Origin of the sequence: Streptomyces sp. E2N166, assembly GCF_003671715.1 — a bacterium.
Lineage (GTDB): Bacteria > Actinomycetota > Actinomycetes > Streptomycetales > Streptomycetaceae > Streptomyces > Streptomyces thinghirensis.
This window is the reverse complement of record NZ_RAIF01000012.1, coordinates 809,531-824,152: the sequence shown is the minus strand read 5'-3', so window position 1 is coordinate 824,152 and position 14,622 is coordinate 809,531. Positions and strand designations below refer to the sequence as shown.

Here is a 14,622-nt window from a genome sequence, read left to right as displayed (position 1 = left end):
CACTTGTACGCGACACGCCGCTATGGGGCGGTAGCTCAGCCGGTTAGAGCAGCGGACTCATAATCCGCCGGCCGTGGGTTCGAGTCCCACCCGCCCCACCCCAAGGTTCTCCCAGAGAACCGTTTCTAACTGCGGAAACGCGAGAACGGGGCCACCGCTCCAGGGTGGCGACCCCCGTTCATCCGTTCAGACCAAGATCCAGTGGACGCACAGTGGACGCGGGGACGATTCAGTGGACAGAAGCGCCCTCACCTCGCCTTCCGACGTCCGTTCGGAGCTCGGCGACCGGGGCGGGACGCCGCCGGCGGCAGTCCGGTCGGTAGGGTCCACCCCTCGACGGTCGGGGACTCGGAGCGGGCGACCGTGAAGCGCGTGAGCGAGAAGTCGGCTCGCTGCTCCTCGGGGTAGCGGTCGTTGAAGTTCTCCACGCGCACCAGCTCCAGGTCGCTCGCGGAGCAGTGATCACGTACCCACTTCATCGCTGCATTGGCGGCGTCGTCCTGACCCCGGCCGGTCAGGCTGATCACGCCGAGGAGGCCGGAGTCCGGTTGGGTCTGCGCCCCGACGGCCCAGGTGCCACCTGGCTGCCTGGTGCCGTGCGCGAAGAAGACGGCGATGTCGTTCTGCCAGGCTGCCTCGGGGATCGTCAGCGGGGTGCGCACCTGGAAGGGGACGTCGCGGGGGACGACGGCCATGACCGACTCTGCCTCGGCCCGCAGCATCTCGGGCAGCACGCTGGTGTACGTGTCGGAGGTGATCTGGCGCGAGGAGTGCCCCAGCTTCTCCTGGACGACCTTGATGTCGTGCCCGGCGAGCAGGGACAGGGTGGCGGCGAGGTGGCGCAGGTCGTGGAGGCGGACCGGTGGCAGGCCGGACAGCCCGACCAGGCGGGTGAAGCGTCGGGATATCCAGTCGGGGTGCAGCGCCTCGCCGTTCTCGTGCGTCCACACCCGGCCGCTCTCGACGTAGGCGTCCCCCCACTCCTCGCGCTGCTTCTCCTGCTTCGCGCGAAAGGCGGCGAGGTTGTCCCCGGACTCCAGGCTCAGGGACAGGGTGCGAACGCTGTCGGCTTTCGGAGCCTCTCCGTACAGCTCGTACGCCACCTCGACGATCTGCTGGGAGATCCGAAGCCACAGGGCATCGAGGCTGACCTCCGTCCAGGGCAGGGCGGCCATCTCGCCCCGGCGGGGGCCGAGGAAGATGAAGCTGTGCCACAGCTCGTAGAGCCAATCATCCTTGACGAAGTCGAGGAATTGGCCGGTCAGCTCCGGTGTCCAGACCATGACCGGGCCGGGCTTCTCGCCGGTGCGCTTCCAGTGCTCGATGCGCTCGGGAGTCCAGACGAGCGGCTTGGGCCGAGTGACTGGCGGCAGCTCCACGAGCTGGGCCCAGTTCCTCTGGAAGAGCTGTTCGCGCTTGATGCCCCAGGACAGTGCCGAGCTGAGAGTGTCGTTGATGCGGTGCATCGTGGCTGCGGAGGTGACCTTCCGTAGCCCCTTCTTGCCCTCGCGCAGCTCTGCGTTCGCGTCGAGAAATGCCCGGCGCGCGGCGCGGCGCTCCTCCTTCTTGGCGTAGCCCGCCGTCTTCACCCAGGCCCGGTGCGCGGCGTCGCGCTTCCTCTGGAGCTCGTCGACACGCAGCCGATGGAGGATCCGCTTGGCGTTCTCCTTCTCGATCGCGTCGTACATCTTGTCGAGGTGCCGAACCTTGAGGTCGCGGCACTTGATGTGCCCGAGATGCGGGAGGAGGTAGTTGTTGATGTGCTCCTCGTAGCCGTGGCGGGTCGTACGGGCCAGGGACTTCTTCGCCTTGATCCACCGGAGGAAGAAGTCGCCGCACTTCTCATCGGACAGCACGTCGCCGCCGGCCATGGCGGCGTCGTAGATCTCCCTGGCCTTCTTCTTGGCGTCTTCCAACTTGGCGAAGCCGCCGCGGCGTACCCGCTGGCGGGTGCCGCCCTCGGCTGGTTCGAGCTCGAAGTAGAAGTTCCAGGTGCCGTGCCCCTTGCCTAGCTTGGGGCACGTCGTGCCGATGGATCCGATCTTGGGGTTGCCGTCGGCATCGAGGACGGGGTTGCCCTTCTTGTCCTTGAGCGGTCCCTTGCACTGGCACCGCCTGTAGTAGCTCGGCTCGAACATCCGACCCCTGCTCCCTGGTGACTGTGGCTTGGATCACAGCCAGTCGTCGGCGTGCGTACGTGTCTGTACGTGCCTGGCGTGATCTCTCTTGATCTTGCTGGGGGTGTCGGACAGCGTTGTAAAGTTGCTGACAAGTTGGCGCGGGGGAGATTGCGACCAACGAGATGACTGCTCAGGAAGCGGGCGGACAGGCTTCGGCCGGAGCGATGGGTCTGGAGGAGCTGCTGGCCCTTCCGGCCACGGTCAACGTGACAACTGCCGGGCGTGCTCTGGGAATTGGCCGCGACAAGGCGTACGAGCTGATCCGCAAGGGGAAGTTCCCCGTTCGGACGCTCCCGCTCGGCGGCACGGTCCGGGTGCCAACGGTGGAGCTGTGGAAGGTCCTCGGCATCGAGCAGCGCCGGGAGGCGGGGATGAGTACGTGATCGACGGAGGCAGCGCGTGATCTTGGGGTGTTTGTTGGGTTTCCAACAATGTGACCTATCTTCGGTAAACTAGTTCACTAAAAGGGGGTCGGTAGGAGGGGCGAGGAGATGCCGAGGCTGTACGGCTTTGAGGACATGGCGTACCGGCGGGTGCGCGAGAGCGAGGCGGAGGGCATTCGTGCTGCCGCCTCGCGGCGGTTGCTCAAGCAGCCCTATCCCGCCATCACGGAGTGGATGAACGCCGAGGGGTACCGCACGACGCGCGGTGGCTTGTGGAAGCCGGACGTCCTGGCAAACGTGCTCGATCACCCGGCCATCGCCGGCCTGGAGGAAGACGAGAACGGCAACCTCGTCGAAACGGGCGGCCCCGCGATCATCCCTCGGGAGGACTTCGAGGCCATCCGTGCCATGCGCCCCGTCCATGACCCCGACAAGCAGCGGGCGCCGCAGCGCGAGTACCTGGTTCCGGGTCTGATGGGTACCTGCGGGCTGTGCACGACCTCGCTGGGCTCCTCTCCCTCGAACCGCGGCAGCCGCGGCTACCGGTGTGCGCCCAGCACAGCGCAGCATCCGGGCGGGTGCGGCAAGGTCCGCATCAACGCTGACCTGCTGGAGACGTACGTCGCTGAGCATGTGCTGGCAGAGTTGGCCAAGCCAGAGGCCAGCGCGCTGATTGGTCAGGCACGAGATGAACTGCTGGCCCAGGCTGCCCTCCTGCGTAAGGAGGCGGCAGCCGCGCGCCGTCGGCAGAAGAAGCTGGGCGTGGACTACGCGCGCTCACCGGACCTGTCGCTCAAGGCATTCAGGACGGCCGACAAGGAACTCACGCAGCTGATCCGCGAGAGTGAGACAAAGGCTCGTCTTCTGGAGCAGGTCAAGCACGTGCCTGTGGGCGACATCCCTGACCTCGTGCGCTGGTGGAAGCACGCGCCGATGAGGGCGAAAAAGGGTGTCCTGGTTCTCATGCTGGAGAAGGTGGCCGTGTACCCGGCCGCGTCCAGGGGCTCTCGCACGGTGGACGCGGACCGGGTGGCACTGCATTGGCGTCAGTGGGGCGCAGAGGCTGCGGGGTTGTCCGCCTAAACTGCGCTGCCAGCGCCTTTGGGGCTGATGTTGTAGCCGATGGTGGCCAGCGCGAGACCGGTGGCCACACAGATGATGGAGAGCCCCGCCAACGCGGGGCTGACGGCGTTTTCGACGGACAGCGGCCAGGCGTGCCCGGTCCGGTCAGCGATGATGTACGCGCTCCGGCTGAGTGCATGGGCGACGCCGAAGATGCCCCCGGCGGCAGCGATGGACAGTCCGGTTGCGGCGGCGCGTCGTTGCTGCCAGGCCGCAATGGCCAGCCCAGTAGAGAAGGCGCCGATTTCCAGCCCGGCAACGGCTGTGAAGCCGAGGTAGGTGAGCAGGTACAGCCGGACGCCGGCGCTACGCGCGTAGGTCGTGGACAGCTCCGTGTGCGCGGTGTCGGCCATATGGAACTCCCAGATCATCGCCGCGACGACACAGCACACGGCGAAGAGGCGCACCGCGACTCCCGCCTGTACGTGGCTTCTTGAGTGCGTCCAGTCCACGATCAGGACTTGGAGGCTTGCCCAGAAGATCACTGCGGCGAGATCCGAGGCGAGGGATGAGACCTCGTTGAAGTTCATGAGCCGGTCAACGGCTTCGGCGACTGTGGGGATCGCCAGGAGGGAGCCGAAGAAGCAGGCTGTGAATGCCGACACCCGGGCCCTGTGGGCGATTTGATAGGCCGCTTGATTGCGACGCTTACGGGTGTAGTGCAGGCGTATCGCCGCGCTGATGGCTGTGGCAAGGGCACAGACACCGTAGATGAGGCCGTCCAAGAGGTTCAACGTCCTTCCAGATCATCCGCTGCCCTCTCAGCGGCTTCGTGCAGGCTCAACAGGCGGCGCGGCCGGCCCTCACGGGGCTGGTCGACGCCGGGGGGAGGTGGGGGGATCGCGGGGACCTCTTCGGACAGTCCCCTGCGAACACGGATCTCCCGGAGCTTCGAACGGATTTCAAGAATGTCCTGCACTTCAAGGCCCTGCATTAAACGCAGGACTTCGCGGGCTTCAGGGTGCTCCTGGTACACGGACAGGGCTGCGAGGTCGTCCCACTCACGTCCTGAGAGCAAGAACGCGGCAGGGGCGTCGAGTGCCTGAGCGAGCGCAGTGATGGTAGACGACCTGGGATTGCTACTGGTGCCGTTCATCAGGCTGTTGACAGTGCCGTGCGACAGCAGGGGCTTGCGCTGTCCCGCCGGGGTCGTCGCATCGGAGACGTCCCGGGCACTGGGAGTGAACCCGTCCGGATCGCGGCGCAGGCGCAGCAGGACGAGCAACTTCGAGGCCAGGCTCATGTGTTGACGCCGGTCGGTGGTGTCTGTCATGTCCGCCTTCTCTGGCCTGTCGTATGCTCGCCGCAGGTGACTGGCCGGTAACAATCGTCCCTGCCTCTACGATACCTCGCAGCTCGGAGGGGTTATAGGGTTTGTTGGACAGTTTCCTCGGGGGAGCCGGCGGGTGAACTGCGGGCGTCACGCGCTCCGTTACCTGCCTCTCGGTGGGCTGTTGAGGAAGTCGCATCTGGGCGGGCGAAGGCGGCGCGCTTGCCGTTCACGGGAGGAATCGCATGTCCGAAATCGACGAGCGGCGGATCGCTGAGTTGACCAAGCAGCCCCCGTGTTTGCTTCGGGGTGGAGCGGGCGTCGCGGCCCGCCAGGAGGCCCGAAAGCTGCTGGAGTGGCAGGCCGGCATACGCGGCAGGGAGCCAGACGACAGCCCGCAGGGGGGTGGGCGCTGTTGAGTCACAGGGTGACGACGCGCCCAGGCAGAGGCTAGATAGGTGACATTTTTGAACTGCTGCTGTACGTTCTGATGTGCCGGGTGGGTGCAGCAGCCGCAGGAGCCCTGCACGGCAGCGTCGCGTGAGCGGCGTCCTTCCCTACTCCTCGCCGGGCGGCCGACCCCCCCGCGCCCCGCCCGGTGAGGAGTCGGCCGTCCGGTGCGGCCGTCGGGGTGCGTGACGGGAGCCAGCCCGCCGTGACCGCTTGGTCGTGGCGGGCTCTCTCATGTCCGCATCCGGGAAGGCGAATTTAGATATGCGGCGAATTCTCCTTTCTGAATTCCCTTGAATTAAAAGAGTTCTGAACTTGCTTTGGTGGTATTCGCCATTAAGATATAAGTGTAAGAACAAAGGGAATCACCCCAAGCGGAATTCACGAAAGGCGCGGGAAAATGGCTGACAGCAAGGTTGAGTTCATCAACATCAAGGTCAGCGAGATCGCTCCCAACCCGGAGCAGCCGAGGAAGTTCTTCTCCGAGGAGGCGCAGAACGAGCTGACCGGCAGCATCAAGGAGAACGGCCTCCTCCAGCCGGTCGTTGTCCGGCCGGCCGAGGGCGCCAAGGTCCCCTACATGCTGATCGCGGGCGAGCGGCGCTGGCGGTCCTGCCAGGCGGCCGGCCTGGAGGTCATCCCGGCGAAGGTCGTCGAGGGTGCCACCGAGGAGGAGGCGTACGTCCTCAGCATCGCTGAGAACGTCAACCGGGCGGACATGACCATCATGGAGGAGGCCGGTGCGTACGCCGACCTCAAGGCCGCCGGATGGACCCCGGCGAAGATCGCCAAGCAGTTCGGCAAGACGGAGACGCACATCACGTGGCGGCTGGGCCTGCTCACCCTGCGCCCTGAGGTGGCCGAGATGGTCGACCAGGGGCAGATCAAGAACAACCTCGCCTGGCACATCGCCCAGCTCAACCCTGCGAACCAGATGGTGGCGGCCATGCGGTACGTGCGCGGTGACTTCGACAGCGAGGCCGAGGCGCAGCACTTCGCCAACGGCCTCAAGATGATGGAGCAGCAGACCTCCCTCACCAACGAGAAGGCGCCGACGGCCGAGGAGCAGGAGAAGCAGAAGAAGGCCAAGGCCAAGGCGAAGGACGGGCTCGGTAAGGCGGAGGAGGTGCTGATCCCGCTGCTGGAGGAGCTGGCGGAGAAGAAGCCGGAGGACCTGGCCGTCATCCTCGGTGACGACCTCGCCCGTCACCTGCGGGTCGTCGGCCGCCTGTACGCCAAGGTGCAGATGGTGCGGAACCTGCTGAGCAAGGCGCAGGGTATCCAGCGGGCCATGGCCGAGGAGTTCAACAAGGCGGCCGTTGAGGTCCAGCAGGAGGCGGCGGCCGCGAAGAAGTCCGAGGCGGCGGCCAAGCCGGAGATGAAGGCCGAGAAGCCGGAGGCGAAGGCGGCGGATGAGCCGCGGTCCACGGCGAAGAAGGCGGCGGCCAAGCCCGGCCCGAAGCCCGCGGCGCGCACGGCCGCGGGCGCGAAGGCCCCGGCGCGCCGGACGCCTGCCAAGAAGGCGGAAGCGGTAGCGAAGTAGATCGGAGGGGCGCGGCGGCGGTCGCGCCCCTCTTCTCCTGTGGGTTTGGGTGAGTGGGCGCGGCCGGAATTCCGGCCGCGCCGCTTCCGCTTGAATTCCTCTCCGAATTCCAACCCGTTTCGACCCGAGCCGGGCGCGCAGGGGGGCTTTCCCTACGCGCCCGGTGCCGCTCAGGCCCCCAAGGTCCGAGCGGGCGGCATCATCGGTCACCGGGGGCCGCCGGCGGCGACGCCGACGCACCCCGGCATCTGAGCACTATGAAAGGAATGGCTACGTGCTCACTCTGTTCACTAACCGGTTCCAGGCGTTCCAGCGCCCGCAAGGGGTACCGGTACGCATCACCTTGGGCGCTCCCCGCTTCAAACTCCCCTACTCCCTCACCCACTCGGTGCGGGAGCTCGCGCCGCGTCGGGACTACCTCTCCCAGCCTGAGCCCGAGTTCACGACGGCCTACCGGGCCGACCTCGACCAGCTCGGGCCCGAGCGGATCGCCGCGCGGCTGCGGCAGATCACGCAGGCCGAGGGTGATCACCGACTGGTGCTGCTCTGCTTCGAGGACCTGGCCAAGCCGGGTCTGTGGTGCCACCGCCGCGTGTTCGCCGCCTGGTGGAAGGACGTCACGGGAGACGAGGTGCGGGAGCTGTCCCCGATGGATCAGCAGGGCACCTTGATCTGAGCGTCGGAACCGTGCTCCAAAGATAGGTGACATGGTTCCAAGGGGCTGCCTGCTCCTTGTGTAAGGTTCCAGCGCAGCGCCCGGCCCCGGCACCCGTCGAGGTCGGGCGCTGTCGTTCGTCGGGAGGCGAGAGATGTTCCAGGGCACCATCCCGGGCCCCATGCGCTCCATCGTGCGCGAGACCGCCAGCGGCTGGCCGACCGGCCCGGTGTACGTCCCGTGCTGCGGCAACTTCACCATCGAGCGCAGCGTGGCCGGCATGGGCTTCGCCCTGCACTCCTCCGACGTGTCCATCTACACCAGCGCGGTCGGCCGGTGGCTTACACGGCAGCCGGTCGGCATCCAGCTCCGCGAGGAGAGCCGAGACGAACTCGGCTGGCTCGCGGATTCCTTGGACGACGGTGTCGGCACCGTTGCCACGCTCATGCTCGGCACGCGGTTCCTCGCCAGCGTCGGTCGCGAGGGGCTGTGGCACGAACGGGTCGTCCGCTCCTACCGGGAGCAGTGGGAGGCCAAGCATGCGGAGACCGTCGAGCGGCTGTCCGGCTCGGACATCGAACTCGCTTCGTACGAGGTGGAGGACGTGCGCTCCTGGCTTCAGAAGGTTCCCCGTGACGCCCCCGTGTGCTCCTTCCCTCCCTTCTACGGCGGTGGCTACGAGAAGCTGTATGAGCCGCTGGAGGCACACTTCACCTGGGACGCGCCCGAGTACGAGCCGCTGTCCGACGACGACGTGGTCAGCGTGCTCGGCGCGATCACGGACCGGCCGTACTGGCTGACGGCCTCCAACCACGACGTGCCCGAGCTGCACCCCTACCTGCGTGGCGTGATCAAGGCGACCCCGCGCGCCGCTCCCTTTTACGTGTACGCCAGTCAGGCTCGGACGAGGATCGTCGCTCCGCGCCAGCCGATCGAGCCGGTGAAGGTCCCGCGCCTGCGGGAGGGTGACGAACTGGTCGGTCCGCTCAGGGTGTCGTTGCTGAGGCCCGGCCAGTTCAACGCGCTGCGCTCCCGGTACCTCAACCCGAAGATCGCGCCGGGTGCGGCGAACCTGGCCGTCGCGGTGAAAGACGGCGCCGGACGGCTCCTCGGCGTGTTCGCGATGGCGCCGAGCACGTACACGCCGGACGAGGCTTATGTGCTCTCGGACTTCGCGGTCGCGCCGACCGACTACCCGCGGCTGTCGAAGCTGATCGTGCTCGCGGCCACCAGCGCCGAGGCGCAGTTGCTGTGCCAGCGGGCGTTCTCGCGGCGGATCCGCAGGGTGGCGACGACGGCGTTCAGCAACAACCCGGTGTCGATGAAGTACCGCGGGCTGCTGCGGCTGCACAAGCGCAGCCCGTCGAACGAGGGCGGCTGGAAGTTCCAGCTCCAATACCAGGGGGCTATGGGTCAGCACACGCTGGCTGAGGCCCTTCAGATGTGGGCGAAGCGGTGGGGCGCCCCGACGACGAAGACGGGAGTCTGACCATGGAGGAGACCACTCACCTCGCCCCGCCGCAGATGGTGCAGGGCGACCCGCGCACGCTGACGCTGCTCGACGTCAACGCGCGGTTCCTGCCGCACGAGCAGTTCCGGCAGCTCGTGGCGAACATCGAGCGTGACGGCTGCCTGACCTCGACGCCGCTGGTGTGGAACGACCGCGACACGGGGCGGCTGGTCGTCCTGTCCGGCAACCACCGCACGCTCGCCGCGATCGAGGCCGGCCTGTCGCAGATCTGGTGGATGCAGATAGACGAGCCGCTGCCCCGCCAGCGGCAGATCGCGCTCCAGCTCTCGCACAACGCCATCGCGGGCCAGGACGATCCGGCGATCCTCAAGCAGCTGTACGACGAGCTGGAGTCGGTGGAGTGGCGGCAGTACACGGGCCTGGACGACAAGGCCCTGGACCTGCTGGAGAAGGTGGACGTCGCCTCCCTGGGCGAGGCGAACCTCGACTTCGCCAGCGTGCAGTTCATGTTCCTGCCCGATGAGCTGGAGCGGGCCGAGGCCGCGTTCGACGCGGCCCGGTCGACGGCGACGGCGGACCGGCGTTGGGTGGCCGGGCTGGAGCAGTATGAGCCGGTGCTCGATGCGCTGGAGACCTCCCGAGCCGCGTACAAGATCGGCAACAGCGCGACGGCGCTCGGCGTGGTCCTCGCTGTGTTCGAGCGGCACCTGGGCGAGCTGGCCGAGGGCTGGTTCGACACGGACTCCGGGGAGGCAACCCGGGCGGGGACGGCGCCGCTGGAGACGGTGTTCGGCGTTCGGGACGTGCCGGTGGAGACGGCTGCCGTCGTGCGGGCGGCCATCGACCGGATGGTGCAGGACGGCACCGTGCCGGCCGACGAGCCGTGGCGGGCGCTGGAAGTCCTGGCCGCACAGAGCAACTAGTCGGCCGTCGGCCAGGAGGTGAGCTGTGGCCGAGGGCACCGTGGAGTCCTGGGAGCGGCAGAGCGGGGAGTCGGTCCAGGCGTTCGAGGCGTTCGCCGTGTACCGCGATCTCGGCCCGGCGCGGAGTGTCACGACGGCAGCACGCGAGTTGGATAAGTCTCGGTCTCTGCTGGGCCGGTGGTCGCGGCAGTTCGCGTGGGTGATGCGGGCGGCGGCCTACGACCGGGAGCAGGACCGGCTCTTTCTCGCGGAGCAGGCGCAGGCGCGGCGGGATATCGCCCGCAGGCACGCGAAGTTGGCGCAGGCCGTTCAGAGCAAGGCGGTGGCGCGGCTCCAGACGCTCGACCCGCGGGAGCTGTCGCCGTCGGAGCTGTTGCGCTACATCCAGGTCGCGGCGGAGATCGAGCGGCGGGCCGTGGGTGAGGCACCGGCGGCCGGGATGGTTGAGGACCGTGACCAGGGCGTGGACGTGGACTCTCTGTCGGATGAGGAACGCCGGGCTCGGATGGATCAGCTCCGCCGGGAGCTGGAGCGCCGGTTGTCGGAGGGCGCGCAGTGAGCCGCGGCCGGGCCAAGCGCCGCATGGTCGAGGGGTTCGCGGACCCGTCGGTGATGAGCGACGAGCAGTTGAAGGCCGAGGTCGCGGCACTGGTCCGGGCCGACGAGCTGTCGGCGCGCAGGTGGGCGTGCGAGGTCCCAAACTGCGACGGGCTGCCCCACGCGGGGTGGCTGCATCACCATGCCCGTGCGGCGCAGCGTCAGCCGCTGTGGCTGTGGACGGTGTGGATGCTGCTCACCGGCCGTGGCTGGGGGAAGTCGCGGACGGCGGCGGAGACGGTGAGGGATTGGGCGCAGACACCGGGGCTGCAGATCGCTGTGGTGGCGAAGAACGCGACGCTGGTGCGGGACATCTGCTTCGAGTCCCCGAAGTCGGGACTGCTGTCGGTCTTTCCGCCGGAGGAGGTGGCGAAGTACAACTCGTCGCTCGGTGAGACGACGCTCCGGTTGACGAACGGCACGCTGATCCGCGGGTTCGGTGCGGAGACGCCGGACAACCTGCGTGGCTGGGCGTTCGACAAGGCGTGGTGCGACGAGTACGCGGCCTGGTCGCGGCACACCGCGCAAGAGGTCTACGACATGCTGTGGTTCTGCCTGCGTGAGGCGGATACCCCGCAGGTGGTGATCTCCACGACGCCGAAGCCGCTGCCTCACGTCAAGCGGCTCGTCGAGCGCGGCCGGGTCCAGGAGAAGGCGCATCGTGAGGGTGGGGCGCCGCCGCGGGTGGTGCTGACCCGTGGGCACATGCGGGAGAACGACGCGAACCTGTCGGCGGCGGCGCGGGAGGAGCTGGAGCAGGAGTACGCCGGCACCCGGCTGGGGCGGCAGGAGCTGTCCGGGGAGCTACTCGAGGACGTGGAGGGCGCGCTGTGGAAGGGTTGGATGCTGGAGGTCGAGGGCTTCCGTCCCCGGCCTGAGCACCTGCCTGACCTCCAGCGGGTGGTGATCGCGGTCGACCCGGCCACGAAGTCGCACGTGAACGCGGACATGACTGCGTTCACGGTCGCGGGGCGCGGGTTCCCGGTGGAGACCATGTTCGGGGACGACCGGCCCCGCGGGTATCTGCTGCACTGCGAGCAGGACCGGTACACGCCGACACAGGCGATGAAGCGGGCCGCCGAGCTGTATCACCAGCACGGTGCGGACTGTGTGGTGATCGAGGCGAACAACGGCGGTGACTACCTTCCGGCGCTGCTGGAGCAGGTGGACCCGACGGTGAACTGGCGAATCGTTCACGCAACGCGGGGGAAGCGGGCGCGGGCGGCCCCGGCGGCGCAGCTGTACGAGCAAGCCAAGGTGTCACATGTCGGTCCGGCAAGGTTGTTCACGGAGCTGGAGGAGCAGATGACGACGTTCGTCGGCCAGGGCGAGACCGAGGACTCGCCGGACCTGCTGGACTCGGCGGTATGGGCGCTGTGGGATCTGTTCCTCGACCCGACGATGCCGCCTCCACGTGGCGGGGATGACCGGCGGCTCCAAGGACGCCGATAGGTGCCAGGAGGCGCTCTTCGCCTGCGCCGTCACAGGCTACGGAGGCCCAAACAGTAGGGCTGCGGGGCGAGTTACAGGCCCCATGTGATGCCTGCGGTGTCGAATTGACGCATCGATGAGGGTGAGGAACCCTGAAGATTAGGAAGCACGTTGCAGAGCGCGCAGGTGGCTGTTGCCATGCCTCGAGGGGAATCGAGTGGCGTCGCACGGTACGCCGCTGCCGCATGACAGCCAGAACTTCTACACCGAACGACCGAATTGATGGCGCGCCGACAGGGTTCGGGAGAGCATCAATATGTTTGGGTTTCATCGGCATACTGTAGTGGTCACAGGGGACGTGCTCGCCGACTGGGTGATCGCACATTACAGGAAGCTGGAAGGGGAGGGCGAAACAGAGGTTAAGTGGCACGAAAGCCAGAGGGGATCTCATCTGGATGAGATCGCTGGAGGGGCTCGGCTCCTGGCGGATCTAATATCGGATCTCGCAAAGGCAGGGGGGTTGCCACACCAGTTTGTTGTTCGGAAGCCAGAATGGCCCGAGAAGATAGATTGGAAAGAGACTCGCCTGAGCCATTATTTTGCCACGCTTCGCCCATACCCTGTAACTGATAATTCGGAGACCAAGGTATGGCGACTTCATCAAAAACTTGGCTTGAAGGGTTATGCAGAGGACCCTGGCCATCGCTCACACTATTGCCGCGTCAGGAATGACACGCCAGATGTTGAACTGGTTGTGCTCGCAGATGTGGGTCTCGGCTACAACAAGCATAGCCGTCACTGGCCTGAAGCGATTAAAGATCACAATCGAGACCCGTGGATTGTCGTAAAGCTGGGCGCCGAAAGCAGCCTCGATGAAGAGGGTGGGCTATGGCATGAGCTGTCACATAGGAGACGTAAAGTCATCGCAATAACCACTGCGGACGATTTGCGGCGGATTGGAGGGATCGAGATAAGCAGAGGGATCTCGTGGGAGCAGGCGGCAGAGGACTGTGCAGAAATGCTCCGGAAGGAAGATTCCCGTGTAAAAAAGCTTGCTGAGTGTCAGTATGTGATCGTTTCATTTGGGCCAGTTGGCGCTTTGATATTTGCCAGAGATGACAGGCTGGGGGGTGCCTACTCGCTGTTCTTCGACCCTGTCAGGCTAGAGGGTGCACCAGACTTCAAACGTAACGGCACAATGTGGGGGTATACCTCCACACTGACAGCATCTGTTGCTTATTGGATGATGAGGTTCTTGACTGATCCCCACAATGACAGTCCAGGAAAATTCATCAAACAAGGCGTGATACGGGGCCTCGAAGCGATGCGCATGGTCTATGAGCGAGGATTCGGACCTGTCCCATCAGGGGAAGCGGAAAATAAAGCGAGAGGTCAGGAAGTGACCTCAATCGCCTTCCCCGCAACAGAGGTAACTCCGGTTATTTACGGTGCCGACGTAACCTGGCCTAGCGGCGAGCGTCCACACTTCGCTTCGGCCGAGGTCGATCTAGATCCGCTCGATTCCTGGACGATATTGCAGAAGGAACACGGAGACGAGATCGAAGAGCTAGCCCGAAGGATTGTGAAGGACGGAATCGACCAGGCGTTGGCCGACGTTCCTCGTCTCCAATATGGAGATGTTATCACCGTCGATCGCCAAGAGATTGAGGGTTTCCAAGCGGTTCGATCTCTGGTTGCACAATACGCGCGCAAGAGAAGGCGCCGAGAGGAGAAGGTGCTGTCACCGCTGTCACCGCTGTCAATTGCTGTATTTGGGGAACCCGGGTCTGGAAAATCAAAGACTGTCAAGGATGTGATCAGTAAACTGGACATTCCAGACGTAGACGAATTTAAGTTCAGAGAATTTAATCTGTCTCAATTTCGCGATATCTCCGATGTGGCAGATGCATTGCATCTGCTCCGCGATGACCGACTCGGAGGTGTGATACCTGTAGTGCTCTGGGATGAATTTGACACCTCCTTCGACGGTGACAGCCTTGGGTGGCTTAGGTACTTTTTGTCGCCAATGCAGGATGGGACGTTCCAAGAGGAGCAGGCAATCCACACCATAGGGCGTTCTATCTTCGTCTTCGCTGGTGGGATTTCTTCCAGCTTGGCATCTTTTAAGGATATCACCAATTTTAAAGGCGCTAAAGGGCCAGATTTCCTCAGTAGAGTGCGCGGGACGATTGAGCTGCGGGGTATTGATAAGCAAGTCGGCGACGGGTCTTACCTGGTCCGGCGAGCCATCATCCTCCGCTCGATTCTCCAGGGTGAAATGCAGATGCCTGATGGAGGCAACCTGGGGAAGCGTATTGACCCTGCCGTTCTCAATGGCTTTTTGAAGGTCTCTCGATTCAATCACGGGGTTCGCTCACTGAAGGCGATAATTGAAAATAGCTCCCTATCTGGAGAGTATTACTTCGGGAGGTCTAATCTCCCGTCGGATAGTCAGTTGAATCTGCACGTGGATGCAGAAGAATTCTCCAGGGCAATGCGGACCTAGCGAGTGACATCCTTTCCGTAGGTGAAAGACTCGCCGGACAGGCCCCTGCGGCACCGGATAAGTGCGGGGCCTCGACCGCTAACCTGTTGGG

General features: G+C 65.4%; 12 protein-coding genes and 1 tRNA gene. 10 read left to right on the top strand and 3 right to left on the bottom strand.

The window, feature by feature from the left end; all coding sequences use genetic code 11:
* Positions 1–24: 24 nt before the first annotated feature.
* Positions 25–98: transfer RNA gene (locus tag EBH09_RS11505), tRNA-Ile, on the top strand.
* 150 nt (positions 99–248) lie between these two features.
* Here the strand turns inward: EBH09_RS11505 and EBH09_RS11500 are convergent.
* On the bottom strand, positions 249–2,138 hold the full coding sequence (locus EBH09_RS11500; protein ID WP_121746893.1) for a tyrosine-type recombinase/integrase: 1,890 nt from the start codon (positions 2,136–2,138) through the stop codon (positions 249–251).
* A 164-nt stretch (positions 2,139–2,302) separates the two neighbouring features.
* Between EBH09_RS11500 and EBH09_RS11495 the strand changes: the two genes are divergently transcribed.
* Positions 2,303–2,563 carry a DNA-binding protein gene (locus tag EBH09_RS11495; RefSeq protein WP_238697275.1) on the top strand — a complete coding sequence of 87 codons (261 nt, stop codon included), beginning with the start codon at positions 2,303–2,305 and terminating at the stop codon, positions 2,561–2,563.
* 108 nt (positions 2,564–2,671) lie between these two features.
* Complete coding sequence (locus tag EBH09_RS11490; protein WP_121746891.1) at positions 2,672–3,646, top strand: recombinase family protein; 975 nt, start codon at positions 2,672–2,674, stop codon at positions 3,644–3,646.
* Here EBH09_RS11490 and EBH09_RS11485 read toward each other — a convergent pair.
* Together EBH09_RS11485 and EBH09_RS11480 are read right to left on the bottom strand one after the other, a co-directional pair.
* A complete protein-coding gene (locus tag EBH09_RS11485) occupies positions 3,643–4,410 on the bottom strand; it encodes a hypothetical protein (RefSeq protein ID WP_153182634.1) in 768 nt (255 codons plus the stop codon). The two genes, EBH09_RS11490 and EBH09_RS11485, sit on opposite strands and share 4 nt — an antisense overlap.
* A 5-nt stretch (positions 4,411–4,415) precedes the next feature.
* Complete coding sequence (locus EBH09_RS11480; protein ID WP_121746889.1) at positions 4,416–4,958, bottom strand: hypothetical protein; 543 nt, start codon at positions 4,956–4,958, stop codon at positions 4,416–4,418.
* An 847-nt stretch (positions 4,959–5,805) separates the two neighbouring features.
* Between EBH09_RS11480 and EBH09_RS11475 the strand changes: the two genes are divergently transcribed.
* The 7 genes from EBH09_RS11475 to EBH09_RS37505 all read left to right on the top strand — a co-directional run bounded on the left by EBH09_RS11475 (position 5,806) and on the right by EBH09_RS37505 (position 14,531).
* The gene (locus EBH09_RS11475; protein ID WP_121746888.1) at positions 5,806–6,948 is read left to right on the top strand and encodes a ParB/RepB/Spo0J family partition protein; all 1,143 of its coding nucleotides are present in this window, start codon (positions 5,806–5,808) and stop codon (positions 6,946–6,948) included.
* Between the two features lie 274 nt (positions 6,949–7,222).
* Positions 7,223–7,624 (top strand): DUF488 family protein, encoded by a 402-nt coding sequence (locus EBH09_RS11470; RefSeq protein ID WP_193776240.1) that lies wholly within the window; start codon positions 7,223–7,225, stop codon positions 7,622–7,624.
* Between the two features lie 133 nt (positions 7,625–7,757).
* Positions 7,758–9,092 carry a hypothetical protein gene (locus tag EBH09_RS11465; RefSeq protein ID WP_121746886.1) on the top strand — a complete coding sequence of 445 codons (1,335 nt, stop codon included), beginning with the start codon at positions 7,758–7,760 and terminating at the stop codon, positions 9,090–9,092.
* 2 nt (positions 9,093–9,094) lie between these two features.
* Positions 9,095–9,997, top strand: coding sequence for a ParB N-terminal domain-containing protein (locus EBH09_RS11460; RefSeq protein WP_121746885.1), 903 nt, complete (start codon positions 9,095–9,097; stop codon positions 9,995–9,997).
* 25 nt (positions 9,998–10,022) lie between these two features.
* A complete protein-coding gene (locus tag EBH09_RS11455) occupies positions 10,023–10,556 on the top strand; it encodes a hypothetical protein (RefSeq protein ID WP_121746884.1) in 534 nt (177 codons plus the stop codon).
* On the top strand, positions 10,553–12,046 hold the full coding sequence (locus EBH09_RS11450; protein WP_121746883.1) for a terminase family protein: 1,494 nt from the start codon (positions 10,553–10,555) through the stop codon (positions 12,044–12,046). The genes EBH09_RS11455 and EBH09_RS11450 overlap by 4 nt, the downstream gene beginning before the upstream one ends.
* Before the next feature lie 337 nt (positions 12,047–12,383).
* Positions 12,384–14,531, top strand: coding sequence for an ATP-binding protein (locus EBH09_RS37505; protein WP_153182633.1), 2,148 nt, complete (start codon positions 12,384–12,386; stop codon positions 14,529–14,531).
* Positions 14,532–14,622 lie beyond the last annotated feature (91 nt).

Excerpts from the sequence above, each read along its gene's own strand:
- EBH09_RS11495 (WP_238697275.1), top strand. The coding sequence starts at position 2,303 with ATGACTGCTCAGGAAGCGGGCGGACAGGCTTCGGCCGGAGCGATGGGT.
- EBH09_RS11500 (WP_121746893.1), bottom strand. The coding sequence starts at position 2,138 with ATGTTCGAGCCGAGCTACTACAGGCGGTGCCAGTGCAAGGGACCGCTC.
- EBH09_RS11460 (WP_121746885.1), top strand. The coding sequence starts at position 9,095 with ATGGAGGAGACCACTCACCTCGCCCCGCCGCAGATGGTGCAGGGCGAC.
- EBH09_RS11475 (WP_121746888.1), top strand. The coding sequence starts at position 5,806 with ATGGCTGACAGCAAGGTTGAGTTCATCAACATCAAGGTCAGCGAGATC.
- EBH09_RS11465 (WP_121746886.1), top strand. The coding sequence starts at position 7,758 with ATGTTCCAGGGCACCATCCCGGGCCCCATGCGCTCCATCGTGCGCGAG.
- EBH09_RS11490 (WP_121746891.1), top strand. The coding sequence starts at position 2,672 with ATGCCGAGGCTGTACGGCTTTGAGGACATGGCGTACCGGCGGGTGCGC.
- EBH09_RS11480 (WP_121746889.1), bottom strand. The coding sequence starts at position 4,958 with ATGACAGACACCACCGACCGGCGTCAACACATGAGCCTGGCCTCGAAG.